Annotated in this window: 20 protein-coding genes; 12 read left to right on the plus strand and 8 right to left on the minus strand. The window is 64.7% G+C overall.

Features of this window, described 5'->3' with window-relative positions; genetic code table 11:
* Nucleotides 1–25: 25 nt before the first annotated feature.
* Nucleotides 26–1,645 (minus strand): GMC family oxidoreductase, encoded by a 1,620-nt coding sequence (locus AC4FWB_RS06275; RefSeq protein ID WP_491024989.1) that lies wholly within the window; start codon nt 1,643–1,645, stop codon nt 26–28.
* Between the two features lie 19 nt (nt 1,646–1,664).
* Nucleotides 1,665–3,296, minus strand: coding sequence for an amidohydrolase (locus tag AC4FWB_RS06280; protein WP_491024991.1), 1,632 nt, complete (start codon nt 3,294–3,296; stop codon nt 1,665–1,667).
* Between the two features lie 308 nt (nt 3,297–3,604).
* On the opposite strand from AC4FWB_RS06280, the gene AC4FWB_RS06285 reads away from it, so the two are divergent.
* Genes AC4FWB_RS06285 through AC4FWB_RS06305 form a run of 5 tightly spaced genes read left to right on the plus strand, consistent with a single transcriptional unit; the run spans nt 3,605 to nt 8,521 of the window.
* The gene (locus AC4FWB_RS06285) at nt 3,605–4,879 is read left to right on the plus strand and encodes a flavin-containing monooxygenase (protein WP_491024992.1); all 1,275 of its coding nucleotides are present in this window, start codon (nt 3,605–3,607) and stop codon (nt 4,877–4,879) included.
* A 44-nt stretch (nt 4,880–4,923) separates the two neighbouring features.
* On the plus strand, nt 4,924–5,340 hold the full coding sequence (locus AC4FWB_RS06290; protein ID WP_491024994.1) for a RidA family protein: 417 nt from the start codon (nt 4,924–4,926) through the stop codon (nt 5,338–5,340).
* A 5-nt stretch (nt 5,341–5,345) separates the two neighbouring features.
* Entirely contained in the window at nt 5,346–6,020 is a 675-nt protein-coding gene (locus tag AC4FWB_RS06295) for a DUF1028 domain-containing protein (RefSeq protein WP_491024996.1), read from the plus strand.
* Nucleotides 6,021–6,044: 24 nt separating this feature from the next.
* On the plus strand, nt 6,045–7,535 hold the full coding sequence (locus AC4FWB_RS06300; RefSeq protein ID WP_491024998.1) for an aldehyde dehydrogenase: 1,491 nt from the start codon (nt 6,045–6,047) through the stop codon (nt 7,533–7,535).
* A 50-nt stretch (nt 7,536–7,585) separates the two neighbouring features.
* Nucleotides 7,586–8,521 carry a LysR family transcriptional regulator gene (locus AC4FWB_RS06305; protein ID WP_491024999.1) on the plus strand — a complete coding sequence of 312 codons (936 nt, stop codon included), beginning with the start codon at nt 7,586–7,588 and terminating at the stop codon, nt 8,519–8,521.
* Nucleotides 8,522–8,527: 6 nt separating this feature from the next.
* Here AC4FWB_RS06305 and argE read toward each other — a convergent pair whose 3' ends face one another.
* Nucleotides 8,528–9,685, minus strand: a complete 1,158-nt coding sequence (gene argE / locus AC4FWB_RS06310) for an acetylornithine deacetylase (RefSeq protein WP_491025000.1) — start codon at nt 9,683–9,685, stop codon at nt 8,528–8,530.
* Nucleotides 9,686–9,906: 221 nt separating this feature from the next.
* Here argE and AC4FWB_RS06315 point away from each other — a divergent pair, with 221 nt between their 5' ends.
* On the plus strand, nt 9,907–11,976 hold the full coding sequence (locus AC4FWB_RS06315) for an oxidoreductase (RefSeq protein ID WP_491025002.1): 2,070 nt from the start codon (nt 9,907–9,909) through the stop codon (nt 11,974–11,976).
* 115 nt (nt 11,977–12,091) lie between these two features.
* Nucleotides 12,092–12,928, plus strand: a complete 837-nt coding sequence (fghA, locus tag AC4FWB_RS06320) for an S-formylglutathione hydrolase (protein ID WP_491025004.1) — start codon at nt 12,092–12,094, stop codon at nt 12,926–12,928.
* A gap of 31 nt (nt 12,929–12,959) precedes the next feature.
* Here fghA and AC4FWB_RS06325 read toward each other — a convergent pair whose 3' ends face one another.
* Entirely contained in the window at nt 12,960–14,456 is a 1,497-nt protein-coding gene (locus AC4FWB_RS06325; RefSeq protein ID WP_491025005.1) for an HAL/PAL/TAL family ammonia-lyase, read from the minus strand.
* A gap of 246 nt (nt 14,457–14,702) precedes the next feature.
* On the opposite strand from AC4FWB_RS06325, the gene AC4FWB_RS06330 reads away from it, so the two are divergent.
* The 4 genes from AC4FWB_RS06330 (at nt 14,703) to AC4FWB_RS06345 (ending at nt 20,141) form a co-directional block, all read left to right on the plus strand.
* Entirely contained in the window at nt 14,703–17,252 is a 2,550-nt protein-coding gene (locus tag AC4FWB_RS06330) for a caspase family protein (RefSeq protein WP_491025007.1), read from the plus strand.
* Nucleotides 17,253–17,346: 94 nt separating this feature from the next.
* Entirely contained in the window at nt 17,347–17,589 is a 243-nt protein-coding gene (locus tag AC4FWB_RS06335) for a hypothetical protein (protein WP_491025008.1), read from the plus strand.
* 198 nt (nt 17,590–17,787) lie between these two features.
* Nucleotides 17,788–18,894, plus strand: coding sequence for an OmpA family protein (locus AC4FWB_RS06340; RefSeq protein ID WP_491025009.1), 1,107 nt, complete (start codon nt 17,788–17,790; stop codon nt 18,892–18,894).
* Nucleotides 18,895–18,902: 8 nt separating this feature from the next.
* Nucleotides 18,903–20,141 carry a caspase family protein gene (locus tag AC4FWB_RS06345; RefSeq protein ID WP_491025010.1) on the plus strand — a complete coding sequence of 413 codons (1,239 nt, stop codon included), beginning with the start codon at nt 18,903–18,905 and terminating at the stop codon, nt 20,139–20,141.
* A gap of 20 nt (nt 20,142–20,161) precedes the next feature.
* Here the strand turns inward: AC4FWB_RS06345 and AC4FWB_RS06350 are convergent, their stop codons facing one another.
* A complete protein-coding gene (locus AC4FWB_RS06350; protein ID WP_491025011.1) occupies nt 20,162–20,845 on the minus strand; it encodes a DUF6931 family protein in 684 nt (227 codons plus the stop codon).
* Between the two features lie 114 nt (nt 20,846–20,959).
* Here AC4FWB_RS06350 and AC4FWB_RS06355 point away from each other — a divergent pair, with 114 nt between their 5' ends.
* Entirely contained in the window at nt 20,960–21,493 is a 534-nt protein-coding gene (locus AC4FWB_RS06355; protein ID WP_491025012.1) for an OmpA family protein, read from the plus strand.
* A 104-nt stretch (nt 21,494–21,597) separates the two neighbouring features.
* Here the strand turns inward: AC4FWB_RS06355 and AC4FWB_RS06360 are convergent, their stop codons facing one another.
* The 3 genes from AC4FWB_RS06360 to AC4FWB_RS06370 all read right to left on the minus strand — a co-directional run bounded on the left by AC4FWB_RS06360 (nt 21,598) and on the right by AC4FWB_RS06370 (nt 26,221).
* On the minus strand, nt 21,598–23,214 hold the full coding sequence (locus tag AC4FWB_RS06360; protein ID WP_491025013.1) for a caspase family protein: 1,617 nt from the start codon (nt 23,212–23,214) through the stop codon (nt 21,598–21,600).
* Between the two features lie 191 nt (nt 23,215–23,405).
* Nucleotides 23,406–25,826 (minus strand): M23 family metallopeptidase, encoded by a 2,421-nt coding sequence (locus AC4FWB_RS06365; protein ID WP_491025014.1) that lies wholly within the window; start codon nt 25,824–25,826, stop codon nt 23,406–23,408.
* Complete coding sequence (locus AC4FWB_RS06370) at nt 25,823–26,221, minus strand: DUF1036 domain-containing protein (RefSeq protein WP_491025258.1); 399 nt, start codon at nt 26,219–26,221, stop codon at nt 25,823–25,825. Before AC4FWB_RS06370 ends, AC4FWB_RS06365 begins: the two co-directional genes overlap by 4 nt.
* Between the last annotated feature and the right edge of the window lie 103 nt (nt 26,222–26,324).

Genomic DNA, 26,324 nt, shown 5'->3' on the forward strand with positions numbered 1-26,324 from the left:
CAATTTTCGACAGGTGAGGGGATCTTCACCTTTCGCCGTTCTGCGCCGAGCCTAGGATCATCTCCGAAGCCTTCTGCCCGATCGTCATGCTTGGCGCGTTCGTGTTGCCGCCGATCAGCTTCGGCATGACCGACGCGTCCGCGACCCGAAGCCCGTCCACGCCGCGCACTTTCAGCGTCGCCGGGTCGACGACCGCCATCGCGTCCGTTCCCATCTTGCAGGTCCCGACAGGGTGATAGACGGTCAGCGCTTCGGCGCGCAGATAGGCAAGGATCTCGTCGTCGCTGCGCACATCCTTGCCGGGAAGCATCTCCTTGCCGCGCACCTCATCGAACTCGGATGCGGCCAGGATCTTGCGTGCGATCTTGATGCCTTCGACCAGCACCACGGCGTCCGCTTCTTCCGCGAAGAAGCGGTGGTCGATGAGGACGTCCCGGCGAGCACTGTCGCGCGACAAGCGGATCTCCCCCACGCTTTTCGGTCTAAGCACGCAGGTATGAACCGCGTAGCCGTGGCCATATTCGATCAGCCGGCCGCGGTGGCTGCGATATCCGGGCACGAAGTGGAACTGGATGTCGGGAAGGCCGTTGGCGTGCCTGGTTTTCGCGAAGCCGCCGGCTTCGACATAGTTGGTGGTGAGCATGCCCTTGCGGCGCGCGAAATACTGGAACGGCGCGGCGGCGATACGGGGCAGGTTGGCAAGCGACAGGCCGAGCGTCCTGGTGCTCCTGGAGCGCACGGTGATCATGCCGTCGACATGGTCTTGCAGGTTCTTGCCGACGCCGGGCAGGTCGAGCACCGGCGTGATGCCGATCTGCCGGAGCTCGGCTGCCGGCCCGATGCCCGACGCCATCAGGACCTTGGGCGAGTTGACGGCGCCGGCCGAAAGCACGATCTCGCGCCTGGCCGAGAGTATTTTTTGCCGGCCCTCATGCCGCACGCGCAGTCCCGTCGCGCGCCCTTCGGCGATGACAAGGTCGATCACCTCGCATTGGCTGAGCAGCGTCAGGTTCTTGCGATCGAGCACAGGACGCATGAAAGCGGTGAAGCTGCTGAAGCGCTGGCCGCGGTCCTGCGTGACGTTGTAGATCCCGACGCCGTACCGGCTTTCGGCATTGAAGTCCGTGTTGGCGGGCAGGCCCGCATTCTTGCCGGCCTTAACGAACATGCCTGAAAGCACGTTCGGATCGCGCGGATTGTCGACCAGCAGCTCGCCGTCGCTGCCGTGATAGCGCGGGTCTTGGGCAAGCAGATTGCGCTCCAGCTTCCTGAACACGGGCAGCACGTCGCGATAAGCCCAGCCGGCGCAGCCGAGCCCAGCCCATTCGTCATAGTCCTCTGCGGCGCCGCGAATATAAACCATCGAGTTGATCGAGCTCGATCCGCCCAGCGCCTTGCCGCGGTTGACCGGAATCCTGCGGTTGTTGAGATGGGGTTGCGGCACGCCGACGAAACAATAGTCGTAGTTCGGGTTGCCGTAGAGCGACAGGATGCCCGCCGGCACTTTGACCCGCAGGCTGTCGTCGCTGCCGCCGGCCTCGATCAGGCATACTTTGACCGATGGATCGGCGCTCAGCCGATTGGCGACCACGCAACCCGCCGAACCAGCGCCGACGACGATATAGTCAAATTCCGTCGCTTCCATCCAACCCCCAGGCGCGGTTTCAGGTCGTAGGTTCTTCCCAGACCGGTTTTCCACCGACGATCGTTTTCAGCACCTTGATGTCCGCGATGCTGTCCGGCTCGACCGCCAGCGGATTTTCGGAAAGGACGATGAAGTCGGCGAGTTTCCCCGTCGCCAAACTGCCTTCATCGGTTTCCCGGTGGGCGGCAAAGGCTGCGCCCAGCGTATAGGCGCGAAGCGCCTGTGCGACGGTGATCCTCTGCTCCGGAACCCAGCCATCTTCCGGCTGGTGGTCCCGGCTTTGGCGCAGCAGCGCGTTGCGTATGCCGACGAGCGGATTGAGATCGACGATGGGCCAATCGGTTCCGAACGCGACGGCGCCGCCGGCCTCCAGGATGGAGCGGACGGGAAAGGCCCGTGACAGGGATTTGGAGCCGACACGTACCTCCCAAAGCCCCTCCATGCCGAGCCACTGGTCGCGTGGATAGATCATGGCCGGCTGGAAACTGGCGATCGCGCCTGTCTGGCCAAAACGCGCGATGTCGCGCGCGGTGGGTATTTCGCAATGCTCTACTCGCGGCCGCCGTTGCCGCGAGCGGTCGCCGTCGGCGGCATATGCGTCGAGCGCCATTTCGATGGCGCCCGTGCCGATCGCGTGTGTCCAGACTTGAAAGCCTTCCTGCTGGGCACGGCTGACGGCGGCGTTGTAGGCCGATGCCTCCCACAGGCATGTTCCGGTTTCTCCCGGTTTGTCGGCATAGCCCTGAGGCATGAAGCCGGTATGGGATTCCAGGACGCCGTCCAGGAAGAATTTGATGACCCGGCCGTCGAGAAAGGCAGGGTCAAGCTCATTCCGCCATCCGGATACGCGCGCGATCACCTCGTCGAGGTTCGAATCCGGATTTGCAATGCTCGAAAGCGTGAACCGCAGACTCAGTTCACCGTTCGCGAGCATTTCAGTCAGCAGGGGGACCGCTTCGTCATCCATCCCTGCGCTTTGAACGCGCGACAGTCCCAGGCGGTTTGCTTCCTTGATGGCGCGGAGCAGCGCCGATCGCATATCGGATTTCGAAGATTGAGGGATCAGAGTTTCAAGCTGCGACCACGCTCTCTCCTTCAACCATCCGGTCGGCTCACCGCTTGCATCTCTTACGATCTCGCCACCTTCGGGATCGGGTGTGTTGCACGTGATGCCGGCAAGCTCCAGCGCCTTGCTGTTCACCCAGGCCGCGTGCGCCATGCCGGAGCGGAAGAAAACGGGGCGATCGGCAACGACTTGGTCGAGAAGCGATTTGTGGAAGCCGCCTTCGGAGAGATCGGGGTAGCCGTAACTGAATTCGCTGCCGACGATCCATGCGCGGTCGGGATGAGCTTCCGAATAGGCTTTGAGGCGAGCGAGGACGTCGCCGAAGGTCTTCGCTTCGCGCAACCGCACTTCATCGAGATATTTGCTTCCCCAGGCAAAATGGACGTGAGAGTCGATGAAGGCCGGCATTGCGAACCGGCCTTCAAGGTCGACGATCTCCGCATTTGCGGAGGCCTGCGACCTGACGAAGGACCAGGAGCCGACAGCTGCAATGCGGTCGTCGCGAACCAGCATTGCCTCCGCATCGGGATTCGCTGCGTCGATCGTATATAGCGAGCCGTTTGCGTAAAGGGTCTCCTGCGCCATTTCTCTCTCAGCGATCGTCGCTCTCATGCGGGTGACGCAGGGAACCACCAAATCCAAGGCGCCAGAACTATTTTTTCCAGCACCCGTGCTTAGGGTCTGCCTAAGCTTTTTTCGACATCCAGAGGTGGTCTTGCTGATCGTGATCGCTGGAATTGGATGCCCCTCGGCGATCCCACCAGCGTTTAGGGATAAGCTAAGCACTGACATAGGAAATCGTAATTTTCGCTCCGCCAGCCCGTCACTAAAAGCAAACCGGACCTCCATCACGGCGGCGAAAGCCCCATCGAGAGCTACAAAGAGGCGTGGATATGTCGGTTGAGAAAGTAGACACGCTTGTCGTCGGTGGCGGCCAGGCAGGGGTGGCCATGAGCGAGCATCTGAGCAAATGCGGGGTGCCTCACCTGGTCCTTGAACGCGGCCGGATTGCCGAGCGCTGGCGCTCGCAGCGATGGGACTCCCTGGTTGCCAATGGTCCGGCCTGGCACGATCGGTTCCCGGGCATGGAGTTTCCGCGAACGGGTCCAGATGGCTTTCCCTCCAAGGAGGAGGTCGCCGACTATTTTGTCGCCTACGCAAAGCAGATCGATGCGCCGATCCGCTGCGGCGTCGAGGTCAAGCTTGTGCAGAAAAATGCCGGCCGGCCCGGATTCCGTGTCGAGACGTCGGATGGCGTGATCGAGGCCGACAGCGTCGTCGCCGCGACCGGACCGTTCCAGACCCCCGTCATTCCACCCGTTGTTCCTGCGGATGCGGGCATCCTGCAAATCCATTCAAGCGGCTACCGCAATCCCGCGCAGTTGCCGAAAGGCGCGGTGCTGGTGGTCGGAGCTGGATCCTCGGGCGTGCAGATCGCGGACGAGCTCCAGCGTGCAGGCAAGCGCGTCTATCTCTCGGTCGGCCCGCACGACCGCCCGCCGCGCGCCTATCGCGGCCGCGACTTCTGCTGGTGGCTGGGCGTTCTCGGCAAATGGGATCTCGAAACCCCGGGGCCCGGCACGGAACATGTCACGATCGCGGTCAGCGGCGCGCGCGGCGGCGAAACGATCGATTTCCGCCGCCTGGCCGCGCAGGGGCTTACGCTCGTCGGCATGACAAAGGCGTATCGGGACGGTGTGATGAGCTTCGCGCCCGATCTTGCCAAAAACATTGCCCGGGGCGACGCCAACCTGATGTCGCTGCTGGACGAAGCCGACGCCTATGTCGCGCGCAACGGTCTCGATCTCGCCGAGGAGCCCGCCGCCCGCCGGATCGAACCGGATCCGGAATGCGTGACCGATCCGATCCTCGAGCTCGATCTGGCCGAGGCCGGGATAGCGGCGATCATTTGGGCGACCGGCTTTGCCGTCGATTACAGCTGGTTGAAGGTCGACGCTTTCGACGAGAAGGGCCGGCCAAGGCACCAGCGCGGAGTCTCGGCCGAGCCCGGGATCTATTTCCTGGGGCTGCCCTGGCAATCGAGACGAGGGTCGAGCTTCATCTGGGGCGTCTGGCATGATGCCAAGCACGTGGCCGACCGTATTTCGACGCAGCGAAAATATCTGGCCTATCACGCAGCCGCGAAGCGCGAGCCCGTGGACGCCTGACCAGAGCCGACGACAAGGACCAGCCCCACCTTTTGGAGACCAAGATGGCGCATACGCGAATTCGCCCCTTTAACACTAAGGATACCTATCCCGAGCAGAAGCTCGACAATGATCTCTGCCAGGCGGTGGTCACCCGGGGCGGCCGGACTGTATATCTGCGCGGCCAGTGCCCGCAGGATCTCGACACGGCCAAGAACATCGACAGTCACGATCCGGTCGAGCAGACCCACAAGGTCATGCAAAACATCAGGCAGCTCATCGAGGAGTGCGGCGGCACGATGGAGCATCTGGTGAAGGTGGTGGTCTACATCACCGATGTCCGCCATCGCGAGGCCGTCTACCGGACGATGGGCGAATACATCAGGGGCGTCCACCCGGTCTCGACCGGCCTTGTCGTGTCGGCGCTCGCGCGGCCCGAATGGCTGGTCGAGATCGACGGCACCGCCGTAATTCCGGACTGAGCGCCATGACCTTCTCCATAGTCGCAAGGTGCCGGCGCACGGGCATGTTCGGAGTGGCGGTGTCCTCGTCGTCTCCCGCGGTTGCGGCCCGCTGCGCCTATGCGCAGGCCGGCGTCGGCGCGGTCACCAGCCAGAACGTCACCGACCCGACGCTCGGGCCGCGGGCATTGGAATTGATGGCGCGCGGCGCCTCCGCCATGGAGGCTGTCGCGATCCTGAAGCGCACGGGCGCTTTTATTGAATACCGGCAGATACTGGCTGTCGACGCCGCGGGTGTCAGCGCGATCCACTCTGGGCCGAAAGCGCTCGGAATCTGGGCCGAGGCGCGCGGCGAGGACGTCGCCTGCGGCGGCAACCTGCTTGCGAATGACGGCGTGCCCTCTGCCATGGTCGATGCCTTCCTCGCCTCCGAAGGCGACCTCGGCGACCGGCTGATCGCCACGATGCGCGCGGCGCTTCATGCCGGCGGCGAGGCGGGGCCAGTTCGCTCCGCCGGCATGAAGCTGGTGCGCGATGTCTCATGGCCCGTCGCCGACCTGCGTTGCGACTGGACGGAAGCGTGTCCGATCGAGCAGCTGGCGACGCTGTGGGAAATCTACAAGCCCCAGCTCGACGCCTACGTTACTCGCGCCCTCAACCCGTCCGACGCGCCGAGCTACGGCGTTCCCGGTGACGAGTAATCCGACCAGGTTCTGGAGCCGATGATGAGCGAACTCAGCCATAAGGACTGGATCGGCAAGGCGTCCGCGATCCGTTTTCGCGACAAGGCCTTCATCGACGGCAAGGCGGTGCCGGCACGCTCCGGCCGAACCTTCGCCAGCATCAATCCGGCCACGGGAGCGACGCTCGCCGATGTTGCTTCCTGCGGCGAGGAGGACATCGACTTTGCCGTTGCCGCGGCACGGCGCAGCTTCGAGGCCGGCGTCTGGTCGCGAACGAGCCCTCAGCATCGCAAGCAGGTGCTGCTGCGGCTGGCGGAATTGCTGCGCGAGAACCTGCAGGAACTCGCGCTGCTGGAATCGCTGGACATGGGCAAGCTGGTCAAGGATGCCGCCACCATCGATGTGCCGGGCTCGGCGGCGATCTTCCAGTGGTATGCCGAAGCGACCGACAAGGTCTATGACGAGGTGGCGCCGACGGGCCATGGCGACCTGGCATTGGTGCGGCGCGAGCCGCTTGGCGTCGTCGGCGCCGTCGTGCGGTGGAACTTTCCGCTCGACATGGCGACCTGGAAATGCGCGCCCGCGCTGGCGGCCGGCAATTCGGTGGTGCTGAAGCCGGCCGAGCAATCGCCCTTCTCGGCGCTCAGGCTGGCGGAGCTCGCCATGGAGGCGGGCCTGCCAGCCGGCGTCCTCAATGTCGTGCCCGGCTTGGGCGAGACCGCCGGCCAGGCGCTTGGCCGCCATTTGGATGTGGATTGCCTGGCCTTCACGGGTTCCACCGCTGTCGGCAAGCTGTTCCTGCAATATTCCGGCCAGTCGAACATGAAGCAGGTCTGGCTGGAGACCGGCGGCAAGAGTCCCAATCTGGTGTTCGCGGATTGTGCCGATCTGGACGCGGCGGCCGACATGGCCGCCTTCGGCATCTTCTTCAACCAGGGCCAGGTATGCTCGGCCAATTCCCGGCTTCTGGTCGAGCGCGGCATCAAGGATGCGCTGGTCGAGAAGCTGGCGCAGCGCGCGGCGGCGACCCAGCCCGGCGACCCTCTCGACCCGGCGTCCAGGATGGGCGCGATGGTGGATGCGCGGCACGCCGCGACCGTCATGCGTTTCATCGATGGCGGCAGGAAGTCGGCTCGGCTGGTGACCGGCGGCGGCCGGGTTGCCATCGATGGGCGCGGCAGCTTCGTGCAGCCGACGATCTTCGACAATGTCGCGCCCGACGATCCGCTTGCCCGCGACGAGATATTCGGTCCGGTCTTGTCGGTCATCGCCTTCGACACCGAAGACGAGGCGCTTCGGATTGCCAATGACAGCGTCTACGGCCTGGCTGCGTCGCTATGGACCGACAGCCTGTCGCGGGCGCATCGCATCGCCGAAAGACTGCGCGTGGGCACGGTCTCCGTGAACACCGTCGATGCGTTGAGCCCGATGACGCCTTTCGGCGGCTTCAAGCAGTCCGGCTTCGGGCGCGACCTGTCGCTGCATGCGCTCGACAAATACACCGCGCTGAAGACCACCTGGATCAAATACTGAGGAGCGGCCACGACTTGATTGCAGCGACCAAACGGGCATCATAGCCGCCCATGCCGCTCCGCTTCACGCTCAGACAGCTCGAATATTTCGTCGCCGTTGGCGAAGCCGGCTCGATCGCCAAGGCGGCCGAGCAGGTGAACGTCTCGCCGCCGTCGATCTCGGCCTCGATCGCCCAGCTCGAAGCGGAATTCGGCGTCCAGCTCTTCGTGCGCAAGCACTCGCATGCCCTTGCCCTTACGGCGGGCGGGCGCCTGTTCCTCAAGGAAGCCGCGCGGCTGCTCAACGACGCGGATGCGCTGCACGACATTGCCGGCGATATCGCCGAAAAGGTGCGCGGACCGTTGGCGATCGGCTGCCTGCTCACTTTCGCGCAGATCGTGCTGCCGGCGCTGCGCAAGAAATTCGAGGACGCCTATCCGGACGTGCGCGTCAGGCAGTTCGAGCGCAACCAGGGACAATTGTTCGAGATGCTGCAGCGCGGCGAGATAGACGCCGCGCTGACCTACGATCTCGAACTGTCGCAGGACATGACCTTCGAGCCGCTGATGCAGTTGCCGGCCTATGTGATGCTGCCGGCCGCGCATCGCCTGGCGACGCGGGCCGGCATCACAGCCGAGGAACTGGTCGATGAGCCGATGGTGCTGCTCGATCTACCCTATAGCCGCGAATATTTCCTGTCGGCTTTCCAGCCCAAGGGCCTGCGGCCCAGGATCGCCGAGCGCACCGGCGACATCGCCGTGATGCGCTCGATGGTCGCCAATGGCTTCGGCTACGGCATCGCCAATATGCGGCCGCTCAACACCATGTCGCCGGACGGCAAATTGCTGGTCTTCGTGCCGCTGCTCGGCGACCTCAGGCCGCTGATGATGGGGATTGCGTTGCCCAACGCCGAGCATCGCACGCTGACGGTGCAGGCCTTCATCGACCACTGCCGCCGCTTCGTGGTTGAGCAAGGGGTCTTCGGCACCGAACGCATCGTCAAATGAGCAAGGTCACGGCCAGCCGTCGGCGAGCCGCGCCAGCAGTCTGCCCAACATCTCGTCGCAGCGCGGCAACTGTTCGAGGCTGACGAATTCGTCCGGCTTGTGCCCTTGCGCCATCGAGCCCGGTCCACAGACGACGGCCGGCGTGCCGAGATCGCGGCTGAACAATCCGCTTTCCGTGCCGAACGCGACCTTCATGGTGCTGTTGGCGCCGGTCAGCGATTTGACGAAAGCCACCGCTTCCGAAGCGGCCGGCGTGTCGAGGCCCGGATAGGTGTTGGTGATCTCGATGTCGATTGCGGCTTCGGGCGCGATCGAAGCGGCGTCGGCGGCAATGCGCGCCGCGGCAATGCGCAGCCTTTCGAGAATGCCGGCTGCATCGTCGGCGGCGACGTTGCGGATCTCGAAATCGACCTCGCAGAGATTGGGCACGATATTGAGCGCCACGCCGGCATTGATCTTGCCGACATGCACCGTCGTGTAGGGAATGTCGTAGTCGCCGTCGCGGGCGCCTTCGCGAGCAAGCCGCTCCTGTTCGTCGCGCAGGGCCTGCACGAAATCGCAACCGAGATGGATGGCATTGAGCGCCAGCGGGGCGAGCGCCGAATGGCCTTCGCGTCCCTTGCAGACGGCGCGCGCCGCAAGCTTGCCCTTGTGTCCTGTCGCCACCTGCATGTTGGTCGGCTCGCCGACGATGCACAGCAGCGGGCGTTGTGGCGCCGCGCTCAGCATTTCGATCAGGTCGCGCACGCCAAGGCAGCCGACTTCCTCGTCATAGGACAGCGCCAGGTGCAAGGGCGTGCGAAGCGCCGTTTTCGAGGCCTTGAGGCATGCCGCGAGCGCGCAGGCCACGAAACCCTTCATGTCCGCCGCGCCGCGCCCATAGAGCTTGCCGTCGCGCTCGGTCATCGCGAATGGCGGCAGCGTCCAGTTCTGGCCGTCGACGGGAACGACATCGGTATGGCCGGACAGCATGATGCCGGGCTTCCCGGCCGGTCCGATGGTGGCAAAGAGGTTGGCCTTGTGGCCGTCGGCGCTGTGGATGAGCTGGCAGGCTATGCCGTTCGCCTTCAGCAGATCCGCCGCATAGCCGATGAGGTCGAGGTTGGAGTCGCGGCTCACCGTCGGGAATGCGATCAGCTTTTCGAGGATCCTGATGCTGTCCATGTCTCTTGTCCGTTGCCGCCACCGGCTGTGTAGCACCGTGGAGCGGCGGCCCTGAAGTCGCATTTGGCTCAGTCCAGGTTCATCTGAGACTAATCAATGCGACTCGCGATTAGGCGCGTCCTAATCGGCACAGAAGAAATCCATAGTTTTCCCGCGCCGGCGCCAACTTATGAGTAATCTCTGCAGCATCGGCAGCGCCGAGCCGACAGGAAGGAAGCTATATGCGCGACCCACGCTACGACATTCTGTTCGAGCCGATGAAGATAGGTCCGGTGACGGCCAAGAACCGCTTCTACCAGGTCCCGCATTGCAATGGCGGCGGCTATCGCGATCCGTCCGCCGCGGCCGAGATGCGCCGCATCAAGTCCGAAGGCGGATGGGGCGTCATCTTCACCGAGCAGACGGAGATGCACCACACCTCCGAGATCACGCCTTTCATCGAGCTCAGGCTATGGGACGACGCCGACATTCCGGCTCTGGCCAAGATGGCCAAGGCCATGCATGAGCACGGCGCGCTGGCCGGCATCCAGCTTGCCTATTCAGGCATCAACGGCCCCAACCTCTACACCAAGGAGGTTCCGCGCGGGCCGTCGGCCTTGCCGATCCGCACCTTCACCAACGACCCGGTGCAGGCGCGCGCCATGGACAAGCAGGATATCCGCGACCTGCGCCGCTGGCACCGCAATGCCTTCAAGCGCGCCAGGCAGGCGGGCTTCGACCTGGTGTGCCTCTACGGCGCGCACGGCTTCGGCATCATCCAGCACTTCCTGTCGACCGCCACCAACCAGCGCGGCGATGAATATGGCGGCTCGCTGGAAAACCGCTCGCGGCTGATGCGCGAGCTGATCGAGGAAGGGCGCGATGCGATCGGCGACACTTGCGGCCTGACGCTCAGGCTGTCGCTGGACGAGATGATCGGCGAGCTCGGCTTCGCCAATTCGGAAGTCCGCGACATGATCGAGATGCATGCCGAGCTGCCCGATCTGTGGGATCTCGCGCACGGCGCCTGGGAGGACTGTTCCGGTCCATCCCGCTTCGAGGAAGAGGCGGCGCAGGAGAGCCTGGTTTCCGGCATCAAGAAGCTGACCTCGAAACCGGTCGTCGGCGTCGGCCGCTTCACCTCGCCCGACGTGATGGTCAGGATGATCAGGTCGGGCACGCTCGACTTCATCGGCTGCGCGCGCCCGTCGATCGCCGATCCCTTCCTGCCGAGGAAGGTCGAGGAGGGACGCATCGAGGACATCCGCGAGTGCATCGGCTGCAACATCTGCATTACCGGCGACATGACCATGTCGATCTCGCGCTGCACGCAGAACCCGACCTTCATGGAGGAATGGCGCAAGGGCTGGCATCCGGAGCGCATGCAGGCCAAGGGCGACAGCGACAGCGTGCTGATCGTCGGCGCCGGACCTGCCGGACTGGAGGCCGCCCGCGCGCTCGGCCTGCGCGGCTATCAGGTGGCGATAGCGGAAGCCGGCACCGAGCTCGGCGGACGCGTGGCGCGCGAATGCCTGCTGCCGGGCCTGTCGGCCTGGGGCAGGGTGCGCGACTATCGCCAGTATCAGCTCAGCCAGATGCCGAATGTCGACATCTATTTCGAAAGCCGGCTGTCGGCGGACGATATCCTGTCCTTCGGCTTCCAGAATGTCGCCGTCGCGACCGGATCGACATGGCGTCGCGACGGCGTGGCACGCGCCCATGTCGTGCCGATGCCGATCGACGCCGCCATGCCGGTCTACACGCCCGACGATCTGATGGACGGCAAGGTGCCGTCGAGCAACGTCGTGCTGTTCGATGACGACCACTATTACATGGGCGGCGTTCTCGCCGAGCTTATGGCGCGTCAGGGGGCGAAGGTGACCCTGGTGACCCCGTCGGCCTATGTTTCGGACTGGACCCGCAACACGCTGGAGCAGGGAGCCATCCACCGCCGCCTGGCGGACCTCGGGGTCGATATCGTCCTCAACAGAACCGTCACGACCATCGCATCGGGCGGCGTCGTGACGGCCTGCGTCTACACCGGCCAGCGCCAGGAGCTGGCCGCCGATGCCGTCGTCCTGGTCACGTCGCGCAATCAGGACGACGCCGTTTGGCGCGATCTCAAGGCCCGCGAAAATGAATGGGCCGGCAACGGTATTCGTTCGGTCAAGGTGATCGGCGACGCCGAAGCGCCGGGACCGATCGCCTGGGCAACCTATGCCGGCCACCGCTTCGCCCGCGAGCTGGACGAACCCGATATCGGCGATGCGTTGCCATTCCGGCGGGAGGTGGCGGCGCTGGCGGCTGACTAGGCGTCGGAGGAACAGCGTCCGCCGTTCTGTGTTCGTCTGCGTCGTTTAGCAAGGTTGCGAGCGCGAGGTCTGGCGGCTATGCCAGGCCGAGATAGCTGACAGGAAGGCAGAGCCGATGAAAGTTCTTTCCACGTCGAAATCGCATGGCGGCGTCCAGGGCGTCTACTCGCACGTTTCGGAGGCCTGCGCCTGCGACATGACCTTTGCCGTCTTCGCACCGCCCCAGGCCGCGAAAGGCCATGTGCCGGTGCTCTGGTATCTGTCCGGGCTCACCTGCACGCACGCCAATGTCATGGACAAGGGCGAGTACCGGCGCCTGGCGGCCGAGCTGGGCCTCGTCATCGTCTGCCCCGACACCAGCCCGCGCGGCCCTGATGTGCCGGACGAGAAAGACAACTGGCAGTTCGGCTGTGGCGCCGGCTTCTTCGTCGATGCCACGCAGGAGCCTTATGCGAAAAACTACCGCATGTATTCCTACGTCACCGAGGAACTGCCGGCGCTCGTCGCTGCCAATTTCCCGGTCGACATGTCGCGCCAGGCCATCTTCGGCCATTCGATGGGCGGCCACGGCGCGCTGACGATCGCGCTGAAGAATCCGGAGCGCTTCCGGAGCTGCTCGGCCTTCGCGCCGATCGTCCAGCCGACGACGGCCGGCTGGTCGCGGCCGGCGCTCGAGAAATATCTGGGACCGGACGAGAAAAACTGGCGCGCCTATGACGCCACGCTGCTGATCGAGGACGGCCGTCGCTTCGGCGAGTTGCTGGTCGACCAGGGGACGGAGGACGGCTTCCTCCAGGACGGCCTTCGCCCATGGCTGCTGGAAGACGCCTGCAGGAAGGCAGGCATCGACCTGACGCTTCGCATGCAGGAAGGCTACGACCATTCCTACAATTTCATCTCGACCTTCATGGACGATCATTTGAAGTGGCATTCGGAACGGCTGGCAAAGTAGGGGGAGGCGAGGGAGCGGGCGCGAGTTCTGATCAGAACCGCGGCCCCGCCACCATCCGCGCAACCCGCGCCATGTCCGCGCTCATTTCGCGATCGTCGTCAAGCGGGGCGACCAGAGCACGGACAGCGGCATAGCTGCGTTGCGGCCCTTCGCCCATGCCGTCGACCACGCCGCGCAACTCCACGCCGGTCGCCGCGAAGATCAGCTCCATCGCAACGAGATAGCGCAGCCGCTCGATGATGCCGGCGGTCTTTGCCACGACTCGCGGCGCCATCGACGACTGGTCCTCGATGCCGTCCGAAACCGCGAGCGGGCTGAGCGACATCGGGTTGGCGAGGTGCCGGATCTCGGCCTCGAGCGCCGCGACCGGCTTCTGCAGTTCCGCGTAGCCTTGGCGGCTGCCGCCCCGGGCCGACAGGAAGCGCGGCAGTTCGGCAACCGTCGGCGACATCAGCTTCATCGAGCGGTTGGCGGTGGCGACCGCGCAATGCGCCAGCGCCTGGCCGAGCTGTTCCCAGGCCAGCGTGAAGGCCGTGAGGTCGAAATTGCCGTTTGAAACGACCCTTTCGGTCGCCGGCAGGATCACCGGGTTGTCGCCCGAATGACCGAGCTCGATCTCCGTCGCCAGTCTGGCCTGCTCGTAGGCGTGCAGCAGGCCGCCCCACACCTGCGGCACGCAGCGGAAGCTCAGCGGATCCTGAAGGCGCCGCGCGGCGGTCTCGTGCCAAAGCCCGCTTCCGGCCAGCTCTGACCTCAGCCGCGCGCCGATCTCGCACTGCCCGAATGCCGGCCGCGCCACCAGCGCATCCTCGTCGATCGCCTTGAGGGACGCGCGGAACGCCTCGTAGTTGAGAGCCACGGCCGCCAGCGACCAGTCGATGAGGCAAGCGACGTCCTCGAGGGCGAGGCACGCGGTTCCGGTCGAAAGGCTGTTCGCGACGATGATGGCGTGGCCGTCCTTCTCGCGCAGGTCGAGCGGCTCGAGCCCGGCAAGCTTCAGCGCTTCGGCGGCCGGCATGACCTTGCCCTGGAACTCGGCCTCGCCGTCGCCGCCAAGCGCCCTCGCCATGTGGCCGAGCGGCGCGAGGTCCGCCGCCCCGATCGATCCCCAGGAAGGGATCACCGGATGGACGCCGGCATTGAGCGCCGCAAGCAAGCCCATGATGACGCGCTCGGAGGCGCCGGTGCCGCCGGCGGCCATGCCGCAAATGCGCGCCGTCATCAGCGCCCGCACCGCCTCGGTCGGCAGAGCCGGACCGGCGCCCATCGAGTGGCTGAGCGGCACGCTGTGCTGGAAGGCGATCAGATCGGCCTCCGCCAGCGGCGTGTCGACACAGGCGCCAAGGCCGGTGGTGACGCCATAAAGCGGCTTGCCGAGCTGGGTGAGGCGCTCGATGAGCGCGCGGCTGGCGCGGATGCGGCGCAGCGCCTCCTCGCCGAGCACGAGGCGGGCATTGCGCCTTGCGATCTCGGCGACATCGGCCGCGCTGAGCGGCCTAGCGTCGAGGACGATCACTCTGGCTGTCATGTCCTTGCGTCTATCCCATGTTTGGCGCCGCGCAAATGTGCCACGCCGGCCCCCGGACGCAGCGCAGCGTCATTGCAGCGCCTGTGCCTCTGGAGTATTTTAGAACTTGATTGGATGAGACGCATGCCCGCTGTCGTTATGCATGCGTTCTGCTCCGGTCCCGGCAGATTGTGAACTCTTTAACAGACCTCGGCGCCGCAAGCTGCATTGCTGCGGCCGACAGGTCATAGCAGTTAAGGATTTGCCATGCTGCGATGCTGCGCGTTCCTTGCAGCCTTGATCCTCGTGGGCTTCACGGCGTTCGAAGCCCATGCCGATCGCAGGGTTGCCTTTGTGATCGGCAATTCCGAATACCGCGATATCCCGGCCCTCAAGAATCCGGACAAGGATGCCGAGGATGTGTCGACCACGTTCCGCCTGGCCGGCTTCGACGTGTTCGTCGCCAAGGACTTGACCAAGCTTCAGTTCGAGGAACAATTCCGCAACTATCTCGCGGCGGCGGACGGCGCCGACCTCGCCGTCGTCTATTATTCCGGCCACGGCTTTCAGATCGGCGGCGAGAATTTCCTGATCCCGGTCGACGCCTCCCTGAAGGCCGCTGCCGACATCGAGGTCCAGGCGATCAAGCTCGACGACGTGCTGCAGCAATTGCGCTCGAAATCGAAGATCCAGGTGATCATCCTCGACGCCTGCCGCAACAATCCGTTTCCGCGCAAGGACTATTGGCTGCGAGATCAGCTGATCGCCGCGGGCGGGGCCGGTCTTGCGCAGGTGAAGAGCTCCTTGAACACCCTCATTGCTTTCGCCACCGAGCCCGGCGCTGTCGCCTATGACGGCACCGGCGACCTCAGCCCCTTCTCATCCGCCTTCTCGCGCCGCGCTCTGGCGCCGAACCAGGAGATACGCACGGTGATGGCGGCCGTTCGCCGCGACGTGGTCAAGGCCACCGACGGCAAGCAGGTTCCGTGGGAGAACTCCTCGCTGATCGACGAGGTGGTGCTGATGCGCCGCGCCAGCCGTCCCGCGCTGCCGCCGGTGCTGGAGAAAGTCGTGCCGTCGGGTGTCGGGCCCGTCGCGCTGGACCTGCCGGAGCCGGTCGATGTCGACGGCGGCGCGGTCACCGTCAGCATCGAAAGGCCGCCGGCGCTTGGACGCCTGATGCTGGACGGCAAGTCTGTCGCGACCGGCGAGCCGATCGCTGGAAAGGACCTGCCGCGCCTTCAAATGGACGTGCCAAAAGGCTCCGGCGCGCAGGAAGAGGTGGACATGCTGGCCTATGCCACGCATGACAACTGGGGCGGTGGATCCCAGGGCATCCTGGTGTTCCGGGTCAAGAACGGCGAGGGCGCCGAGGGTCAGCAGCTCGTCGCCTCGCTCGAGGCCGAGCAGAAGCAGCAGGTGCTGGAGCGCGGCATCCACATCACCGGCGCCGCCGAGGCGATCGAAAAGCGCGACATCAGCGTTCCGGTCGGTGTCGGCCCGGTGCCGCTGAAGCTGGACTTCCCGACCAAGGACCCCGCGGTCAGCCTGAAGCTCGCGAACTATCCGGCAACGGGAACGCTGTCGCTGCCGGATCGGACCCTGGCTCCGGATTCCAGCCTGATGGCCGACGAGGTCGACCATTTGCGCTACGAACCCCAGATCGGCGAAGCCAAACCACTCATAGTCGGCGTCGAGATCAGGGCTGACAACGCTACGCCAAAGCGGGCGACGATGAAGCTGTCACCCAGCGTCGAGGCCTGCGACAGGGAGGCCGGAGAGCCTCTCGACCTGCAGGGCGTCGTCCCCGGCCTGCTGCCGAACGAAATCAGCAGCAACGCCGTGGATGTCTGCCGGGCGGCTGTGAAGGCCTATCCCGATGTTGCACGCTTCCGCTACGAGCTGGGACGCGCGCTGCTTGCGGTCGGCAAGGTCGAGGAGGCGAAGAAGGCGATCCAGGAGGCCGCCGACCAAGGGCACGTCCGCGCCGTGTTCGAGCTGGGCTACCTCAACGCGACCGGAACGGGGATGCCTGCCAATCGCAAGCAGGCCAACAGCTTCTACGCGGCGGCGTCCGACAAGGGCGATCCCTACGGGATGACGTCATGGGGCCGTGCCTTGTTCAACGGCTACGGCGTCGAGCGCGACACCGGCAAGGGGCTGGACCTGCTGCTCAAGGCGGCGGCGATGGGGCACACCTATGCCATGAACGATCTCGCTGCGATCTTCACCGAGGGCCGCAATGGCGTGCCCGCCGATCCGGCTCGCGCCGTGGCTTTCCTCAAGGCCGGCGTCGAACGGCAGGACATGTATTCGATGAACCTGCTTGGTCGCAATTATCTCGCCGGCACGGGAGTCGAGAAGGATCCGAAGCAGGCGCTGTCGCTTTTCCAGAAGTCCATGGATCTCGGCCAACCCTACGCTCCCGGCAGCCTTGCGCGCATGTACAGGGACGGCGTCGGCGTGCAGCAGGATCTTGCCGAAGCGCAAAGACTGTTCGAGCTGGCGACCGACCGTGGCGATCAGTCGGCTGCCTATGATCGCGCGGCCCTGGAGATGCAAAGGGGGGACAAGGCCGACCAGGCGGTGGCCGTTCGCTACCTTGCTTTCGCGGCCGCGCTCGATCTTCGCAATGAAATTCCGGATGCAAAAAACACGCTGACGAAATTCGGAGCGAAGGCGAAAACGGCGGCCCTGAAACAGATGCGTGGGGAACTCAAATCGAAGATTTCGGCGACCGGCTCGTTGGACGACCAACTGGTCAAGACGGCCAGGGCGGTCTGGGAGCAAGCCAATCCGCGCCGGGACTTGTTCTGATCAACAAGGAGGCAATGTGGTGGGCTGGGCATCGAAACAGGCAATCGTCGCAACAATCCTATCCAGCGCTCTTGCTGTCGCGGGGTGCACGACCATGACGCCCACGGTCGAGCCGACACCGGCGGCGAAGCACAAGACGAAGGTCGTTCGCACGACGACCGCGCCAAAGGTCGTCACGCAGAAAAAGGTTGTCACGCAGAAAAAGGCCGCTGCCAAGAAACTGATCAAACCCGTTCAGGAAGAAACCACACCTGTCGTCGTGCCACCCTTGGGCGGCGGCAGCGGCGGTGGTGGTGGCGGCGGCGGTGGTGGCGGCGGCGGTGGTGGTTGGGGATGAGCATTTAGCCCGCCCGTCGCGGCGTTGCTTTTGACCTTGGCATTGCTCGCCATCGCTCGCCTCCGTCTTGTCAGCCATTTCCGCAGCCAGGATTTTAGACTTGGAGAGCGACTACGACCGCTCGCCAAGTCAGGGCAATTGCTCTATGCTCCGGTCACGTGCCGGTATCGATATAGGGTTGTCCTTGGGGGGCGTTCCATGGTCGAAGTCGTCGCATTCTGGCGGAATATGCGGCTGCAAGCCGCCGCACGGGCCGCGGGCCTCATCGTCGCCGCGCTGTTCGCTTTACTGCTGTTCGAGCCACAAGCCGCCAACGCAGCGCCGAACTGGACGCTCGATCCCTCCGCTTCGGTGCTCACCTATCAGTCGGTCAAGAAGAACACGATCGTCGAGACCAACAAGATCAGGAACATCAACGGCACGCTGAGTGCGGCCGGTGATGCAAAGGTCAGCTTCGACCTCAATTCGGTCGACACCGGCGTCGACCTTCGCAACGTGCGCATGCGCTTCCTGTTCTTCGAGACCTTCAAGTACCCGACGGCCGAGGTGACGGCGAAGGTGGATCCCGCCGCATTCGCCGATCTGCCGACCAAACGCAGGATCAAGGCGACCTTGCCGTTCCGCCTCAGCCTGCACGGCGTCGACAAGGACCTCGAAGCGAGCATCGTCGTCACCATGATCAGCGACACCCAGGTCTCCGTCGCTTCGGAAGCGCCCGTCGCGGTGCATGTCGAGGACTTCGGCCTGCTGCCCAACATCGACAAGCTGCAGCAGGCGGCCAATGTGACCAACATCGTGCCGACCGCGTCTGTGTCCTTCGATTTCGTCTTCACCGCCGATGGCAGCAAGCCGGCCGCGGTCCAGACCGTCGCGGCGAGCACGGCCGACGTCGGGCCTGTCGCCACCGACGCTGCGAAATCGAATTTCAGCGACGAGGAGTGCCTCAACAGGTTCGCCGTGCTTTCGCGCACCGGCGCCATCTACTTCCGGCAGGCGAGCGCAAGGCTCGATGCCAAGAGCCGCCCGCTGCTGGCGGAGGTCGAAGGCGTCGTCGGCAAGTGTCCGGCGCTCAAGGTCGAGGTGTCCGGCTACACCGATTCCGACGGATCGCCCGAGGCGAACAAGGCGCTCTCCGAGCGGCGGGCCCAGGCGGTCGCCGAGGCGCTGGTCGCCGACGGCGTGCCGCGCAGCCAGATCAGCGCCGCCGGCTATGGCGAGGAGCGGCCGGTCGCCGCCAACGACACGCCCAAGAACAAGGCGCTCAACCGGCGGATCGAGTTCTCCGCCACCAAGCTCGCGAACTGAGGTCGCGGGTGGGCTCCGATCCGATCGCCCGTTGCGGCCGGCTGCTTCGCGCCGTCGGGCTCGCGGTGCTTGCCTTGTTCCTGACTTTGACCGCAGCCAGCGCCGAGCGCCGCGTCGCGCTGGTGCTCGGCAATTCGCAGTATCAGCACGCGGCGCCGCTCACCAACCCGGTGCGCGATGCCCAGGCCATGGCGGATCGCCTGAAGAACCTGGGCTTCGAAGTGGTCTCCGGTTTCGACCTCAGCAAGCAGCAGACGCAGTCGACCGTCGCCCAGTTTGCCAAGCAGGTGCGCGGCGCCGACGTCGCGCTGTTCTTCTACGCAGGTCACGGCCTGCAGGTCGCGGGCAAGAACTACCTGCTGCCGGTCGATGCCGCGCTGGAGGATGAGACCTCGCTCGATTTCGAGGCCGTGTCGGTCGATTTCGTCCTGCGCCAGATGTCACGCGAGACCAGCATCAGGCTGGTGTTCCTCGATGCCTGCCGGGACAACCCGCTTGCCGAGGTGCTGGCCAGGACCGCGGGCGTCAAGGGCGCGGCCAGCGGCCTTGCCGAAATCCCGATCGAGAACGGCGGCGCCGGCACGCTCGTCGCCTTCGCCGCCAGTCCGAACCAGCTTGCCTTTGACGGCTCCGGCGAGCATTCGCCATTCACCGCGGCGCTGATCCAGCATATCGGCGAATCCAACATCTCCATCACTGAAGCAATGAACAGGGTGACCAGCGACGTCTTCAAGGCGACGGCCGGCAAGCAGCGTCCCTGGATCAACGTCTCGCTGACCACCGAGGTCGTCCTGCACAAGGTCGATCTCAACGCGCCGCTGATCGTCGGCGAGGCGAGCGCCCCGCAGGCTGAAGGCGGCTCCGATACGCGCAACACCGGAGCCGCACCTGGCCAGAGCGACGACCAGCTTGCGCTCAACCTGCTGCGGCAGAAGATCCCGAAACTGGCGACGGACGAACCGATCCTTTTCGACCACCCGGTCAAGTTCGGCGATCCGGCCATCGACGGCAAGAGCATCGCCCAACTGATCAAGGGCAAGCCGCTGTTCAGCCCGGTGGAGGGCCTCGACAAGTCGGCCTGGGAAGGCAAGCACTGCGACGGCTGCCATGAGTGGAACGAGGCGCGGCTCTGCGAGCAGGCGAAGAATTTCGCCGCCAACGACGTCTCGGTGCTGCGCCTGCAGCATCCGCTGGGCACCCGCTTCAAGGTGGCGCTGGCCAGATGGGCGCAAGGCGGCTGCAAGTGAATGCTGTTGTCTGACCGGGCTCAATAGGCGTCGGCCGATTGCTGCTGCGCCTCCATCTCCGCCATCTGGATGCCCATTTCGACAAAGGCCGAAAGCACGGCAAAACGGTCCGCGAGCGATACCCGCGCCAGCCCGGCCAGAATCCCCGCGCTGACGGCATGCGCGGTGGGAAATCCCGCTGCCTGCTCAATGACCGGACCGCTGTCGCGCCAGCCCGCCGCAAGGGCGATCCAGGAAACGGGCGTTGTGGGCGGCACCTCCACGGCCTCGGCCACTGCCGCGCGATGGTCCAGGTTGCCGGGCTCGCCGACCCAATCGCGGACAAGCGCCAGCAATTCGAGATCCCTGTCGCCGAGGAGTTCCGCAAGGTTGCTCAGGCACTCATGCGCCCACCAGACCGCGGCCCGCTCAGGCAGCAGGTAGGCGCAGAAGGTGATTGCCTCCTCCGGCACGCGCCCGGCCAGCAGCGCGCGGCAAAACTCGATCGAAGGCTGGTCGGTGGGGGCCGCTTTCATGTCCCGGGCGACGGCAGGGCAAGCGCTGAAGAGATCCCGCGCCGTCCTGAACCGAAGCCCATTAGCCATGGCTGCCACGCCCTCACTTGTGCATGTCGCCCAAAAGTGCGCAGCGGTTTTGGGAAAACGACATGCAAAAAACAAAGACCTAGGAAGAAGATACTGAAGCCCCAGCGCGGCGCTGGTCAAGCATTAGCTTAACAAACGGCGGCCGCTCCCAGCGTGTGTTTGTTCACAGACAATCGGCATGAAATTTGATATCTTGCGAGGTAGCGAAATTCGCTCAAACAGGGAGTAACGGTCATGCGGTTGGCCAGCTCAGCCTTTGCATTGGCGGCCGTGCTTTTTTCGACGCACGTTTCCGCTGATCCGCTTCAGAAATCGGAAGACATCGTGAAGTTCTTTACCGGCGCGGGCAATCTCGGCGCGTCGCGCGGCATCTGCGTCGGCACCGAGGAAGAGTGCAAGAGCAAGAACGACAAGAACGCGGCCCCCACCAAAACCGGGCTCGATATGATGATCAACTTCGCGCTGGATTCCGCCCAGCTCGACCAGACCGCGCGCACCGAGCTCGACGAGTTCGCCAAGGCGCTGAAGGATAACCGGCTGAGCACGTTCAGCTTTGTCGTCGAAGGCCATACCGACGCTTCCGGATCAACGCGCTACAATCAGGACCTGTCGCAAAGAAGGGCGCAGTCGGTGGCCGCCTTCCTGACCGCGAATGGCGTTCAGGCTACCCGGCTCGAAGCGATCGGCCTGGGCAAGTCGCACCCGCGCGTCGCCAATCCCTACGATCCGGTCAACCGCCGGGTGGAGATGCGGATCAGGACGGAGTAGAGCGCCGGCACAAGTTACCCGACGCCTCACACAGCGATCAACGGGAGCCCGGCCTCGATAGACCGGGCTCCCGTTTCGATTAGAGCAATTTCGCGTGAAAACAATCAGGGCTTGTTGAGCACGCCGCCCACCGCGACACCGGTGCCGAAGATCAGCGCCTTGGTCAGGAAGTCGTTGTTGTCGTTCGGCGGCGGGCCTTCCTCGCGAACCACGGTCTCGCTGTTGCGCCTGCGCTGGACGACCTGCTGCTGTTTCTTGCGCGGCTTTTGGGCCACCGGCTTCAGCGTGCGAGTCTTCTGCACCACCGGCTTTTTCGGCACCGCCGCGCGTGCCTGGTCGGCGGCGTTCTTGGCGCGTACGGCATCCATCATCGGGTCGGTCTGAATCACCAGGAACGCCAGTTGCTCGCCCGTCAGATAGGTGGTCTGCGGCAGGCCGTTTTTCCCCTGCCAGACGCCGATCGCCTGGCGCGTCTTCGGACCGATATTGCCGTCGACTTGGCCGAGTTCGTTGCCCAGCGCCTCGATGCGCAGCTGCAGGTCGATGCGACCGTCGCGATCGAGCCCGATCGCGCCTTCCGTCTGCTCGGTGCCCGGCGTCTGCCTCATCTCGTCGGTGATGCCGACCGAGGTGCGAACGGCCGAGCCGGCATTGGCGTCAGCTGCATTCGTATCGAGGGCGGCGACCTGCTTGTTGGCCTTGGGGTCTTTCAACTGATCGATGTTGAGCTTGGCGACCGTCGCGAAGCGGCCGTTCGGGAATTGGTCGAGATAGGCTTCATAGAACGGAATGGCGTTCTTCTTCGAGGCCTCGTCCCAGAGGCGCTGCTCGACTTCCCAGGAGGGCGGCTCGCTGGCCACCGGAGCAGGCGCCGCCGTCGTCTTGGCGTCCGTGACAGGTGCTGCGACGGGCGCGGCTTCCGCCGCGGGCTTGCCGAGGAAAACCTCGCGTCCGAGCGATGCATTGTGCCAGGGCCGCTGCCGGCCTTGCGTGGCTTCCGTCACCTCGCCGCGCACGCGCGTCAAGGCGCTCTGGATCTCGACGCCGGGTTCGGTCAGGTGCTTGGCCAAAGCCAATGAATAGGGGCTGTCGACGCCGTTGCCGTCGAAGGCGATGGCGCCGGGATCGGTTGCGTAGGCGATGAGCACGCCGCCGGTGCCGACGCCGTCCGCTTTCGCTTCGACCGGCGCGAGGCCGGCGCCGAGCGAGCGGCTCTTCGGCAGCGAGGCGGCCAGGGTCCTTGCCAGCGGATTGTCGCGGCAGGCATCGAGGATGATGACGCCGACGGCCGGGTCGGGCGGCAGCGCCGCCATGAACTCGTCGATCTGGACGGTGCGGGTCTTGAGATAGGCGGGCGACGTCAGCTCGGCATCGACCGGGATAAGATAATTCTTGCCGTCGACCTGCATGCCGTGACCGGCATAGAAGATGACGGCGAGGTCGGCGTTGTAGGATTCCTCGGTGAAGCGGCTGATCAGGCTGTGCATGCCTTGATTGTCTTGGTCGACGCCTTCGATCACGTCGAAGCCGGCATTGCGCAGCGTCGATGCGATGAGCTGCGCGTCGTTGGCCGGGTTGGGCAACGGCACGGCATTGACATATTTGCTGTTGCCGATGACCAGCGCGACGCGCTTGGCGGCGTCGGGCGTGGCGGCCATGGCGCCGAACGCGGCAAGGACAAACAGGATAAATCCACTCACAAGGACGGCGAACGTTTTCATGGATCAGCCCTCCGCCCCTTCGGGGCGCGCTATCGGTGTCTGCGCATGCTAAATTTCGCTTCTGCCAAATATGGCTCTTGGGCGTATGTGATCCCGACCACAGTTTTGGTTCACAAAGAGCCCGAAAAAAGTAGGTCATAATAACATCGGCCAGCAGCGACACCAATGGCCAGACGCCGAAACCCAGCTTTTCAAAGGGTGGCCTGGATCGAGTTTATGAGGGCCGTGACGGCCTGCTTGTATTTTTCGAATTCCGGCGAGGTCTGCCGGATCTGCGTCGTGGTCGTCTGCTGGCTCTGATCGGACGCCACGCGGGTCACTTTCTGCCCCATCTTGCGCTCGGCCCAGTCGACGACGTAGCTGGTGGTCTTGCCGGTGAGGAACGGGTTGGCCTGGATCACGGCCGATCCCAGCACGGCGCTCAATTGCGACGCGCCCGGCGCTGCCAGCACCTGGGCCGCGCCTTCCATGCCCAGGAAATGGCAGAGATAGAGTCGTCCGGCGGTGATCTGGTGGCCGCGCGCGCGAAGATAGGCTTCGCCCTCGCGCGCCAGGTTGCGCACCATCTCGCGCGACAGGGTGGCGTCGTAGCGAAGCGCGAGCAGGTCGGCGGTCGACAGCGAGCGGGCGAGATCGGGGCGGTAGGTGTTCATCATCCTGATCCAGGTCTTGGTGATGAACTGGCCGGCGCCGGTCGCCGAGGACAACGGGTTCTTGGCCCGCGCGCTGCCGCCGCTTTCGACATGCACGATCCGGTCGGTCAGCGTCTCGACGGCGGAATCGCCGGAACTGCCGGAACCGCCGGAAGCATAGGTGGCGACCGTGGTGACCGTCCCTAGCGGATCGATCGCCTCGCCGCTTTGGTAGAGCTCGAAATGCAGATGCGGGCCGGTCGAAAGCCCCGTGGTGCCGATATAGCCGATGACGTCGCCGGCCTTCACCTTGGTGCCGACGCCGCTTGCGATGGCGAATTTCTGCATATGCGCGTAGCGCGTCTCGCGCCCGTTGGCATGCGCGATCTTCACCAGGTTGCCATAACCGCCGCCATCACCCTGAAAGGTGATTTCGCCGTCGAAGGCCGCCATGATCGGTGTGCCGACCGGAGCGGCCCAGTCGACGCCCTTGTGGATTCGAACCGTGCCGAGGATCGGGTGCTTGCGCGGGCCGAAGGTCGAGGTCATCACGCCACTCACCGGCGTGACCATGCCGTTGGTGACGGTCAGCGACCGAACCTCGTCATTGCCGGTGACGCATGCGTACTGGCCGTCGCTCTGCTGGAAGACGAAACAGTCGAGGCTCTTTTCCGTGCCTTGGACGCCGACATAGAGGACCCGTCCGGAAATCTCGCCCTGGCCGCGCGGCGTCTGCGAGTAGATCAGCACTAGGCGCTGGTCCTCGCTGGCGAAGGCGTCGAGATCCTGTCCTCGCGACAGATACATGATCGCCTCGCCGATCACGCTGGTCGGGACCTTGTTGCGCGCTGCCGTCGAATAGATCGCGTCGAGCAAGCGGTACTGCCGCTTGGGCCCGCCTTCGTCGGATGTGCCTGAATAGTTGAACAGGTCCTCGCGCACCCACGGGTCAACGCCCGACACGAAGGCGCCCGCCGCATTGCGCGTCAGCGTGCCGACATAGACGTTCCTGGCATAGATCGAGACCTGCATGAGCGACATGGTCGCCGTCTCGCGGTTCGGCCTGAAGCCGCGCATGGCCACCACGTAGCCCGCCTGCAATCCGTCGCGGTTGAACAGCGCCTTCAGCGCCTCGCCGGCGAGCTTCGCGTCGTCGGCGGAGAAATGCGCATCGAGCGCGACGCTGTCCAGGCTGCGGTCGTTGAGGATTTTTACGAACGTGTCCTCGGTCGCCTCGAAGCGCTGGTATTCGCTGGTGACGGTCGCGACCGTCGTATTGTTCTCGATCGCGGTCTTCTTGAAGGCGGGAAGGGCGGCTTCCCCCTGATCGACGGTTTCGCCCCAGCCGGCCTCCGGATCGTCGGCGTCTGCCTTAGGCGCTGAACCGGCAGGCGCTTCGCTCTCGTCGGGCGCCGGCTGCAGGTCGTTCTCCAGATCGCCTTGCTGATCGTCGGTTGCAGCCGGAGCGGGAGGCACGGCTTGCTGATCGTCAGGCGCCGCAGCCGAAGGTTTCGGCGCGGTCTGCCGCTGCGCCTGGAAGAAGGCGAAATCCTCCTGCGTCGACGGTATCGTCGTCATGAATTTTTCGCTGGCGCTCAGCATCACGTCGGAAAGGATCTCGATCTGCGGCGAGGCGCCGGAGCTGTCGAGCTCGGCCGGACGCGCGACCGTGCGGCCCTTCGTTGCCGTGTCGGCGTCGGGCGCAAGCGTGATCCACATCGGGTCCCCGGCGAGATCGATGATCGCCGGCACATAGACCGAAGCGTCGGGCGGCACGTCCTCCATGCCCTCGACAGGGTGCAACTCCTCGTCCTCGTCGCCGAACGACCAATAATCCCTGGTGAGGTAGAAACCCGTCGCCATTGAAACGACGGCGAGCGCGGCAACCCCGGAAAGAACCCAGCGCCAGAGTTTGCGCCGGCGCTCGGCCAGGCGCGCCTGCTTCTTCAATTTGAAGCTGGTGTCGATGCTGTGCGTCACGGGCTGTTTCCGGTCAGGAAATAGGTCCAGCGCACCTGCTCCTGTGTATCAACCTCGACGAAGCGGGCGGCGATATGACCGCGCTGCCAGCATTCATCAATGCCGCGGATCGAGAAGCGGCGCCGGTCGATGCACATATCGATCGATCCGTTGAGGATCGCGTGACCGAAGACGTCCGTGGCGTAGATGTAGATATAGCGGTTGGTTAGCTCCTCGCGGATGACGTTGACGCACTGGTTGGCGCCGATGGTCCACCAGCCGTCGGTCTGATCGGCATCGTCGACTTTCTGTCCGACGGCGAGGTTGACGACGTCGAGCGTCTGGTTGCAGACGGTGAATTCGGCATGCGCCCGGCCGGTCAGAAAGATCGAGAGCAGTGCCGCGCCCAGAGCAATTCCAGGAAAAGTGCGTAGCGGTTTTCCGTCCGGAATTGCGTCAAGGCAAAGAGATGGAGCGGTTCGCCGTGAAACGGTGATACGCTCCAGAAACGCGGCAAGC

The organism is Mesorhizobium sp. LEGMi-168a, assembly GCF_058312955.1.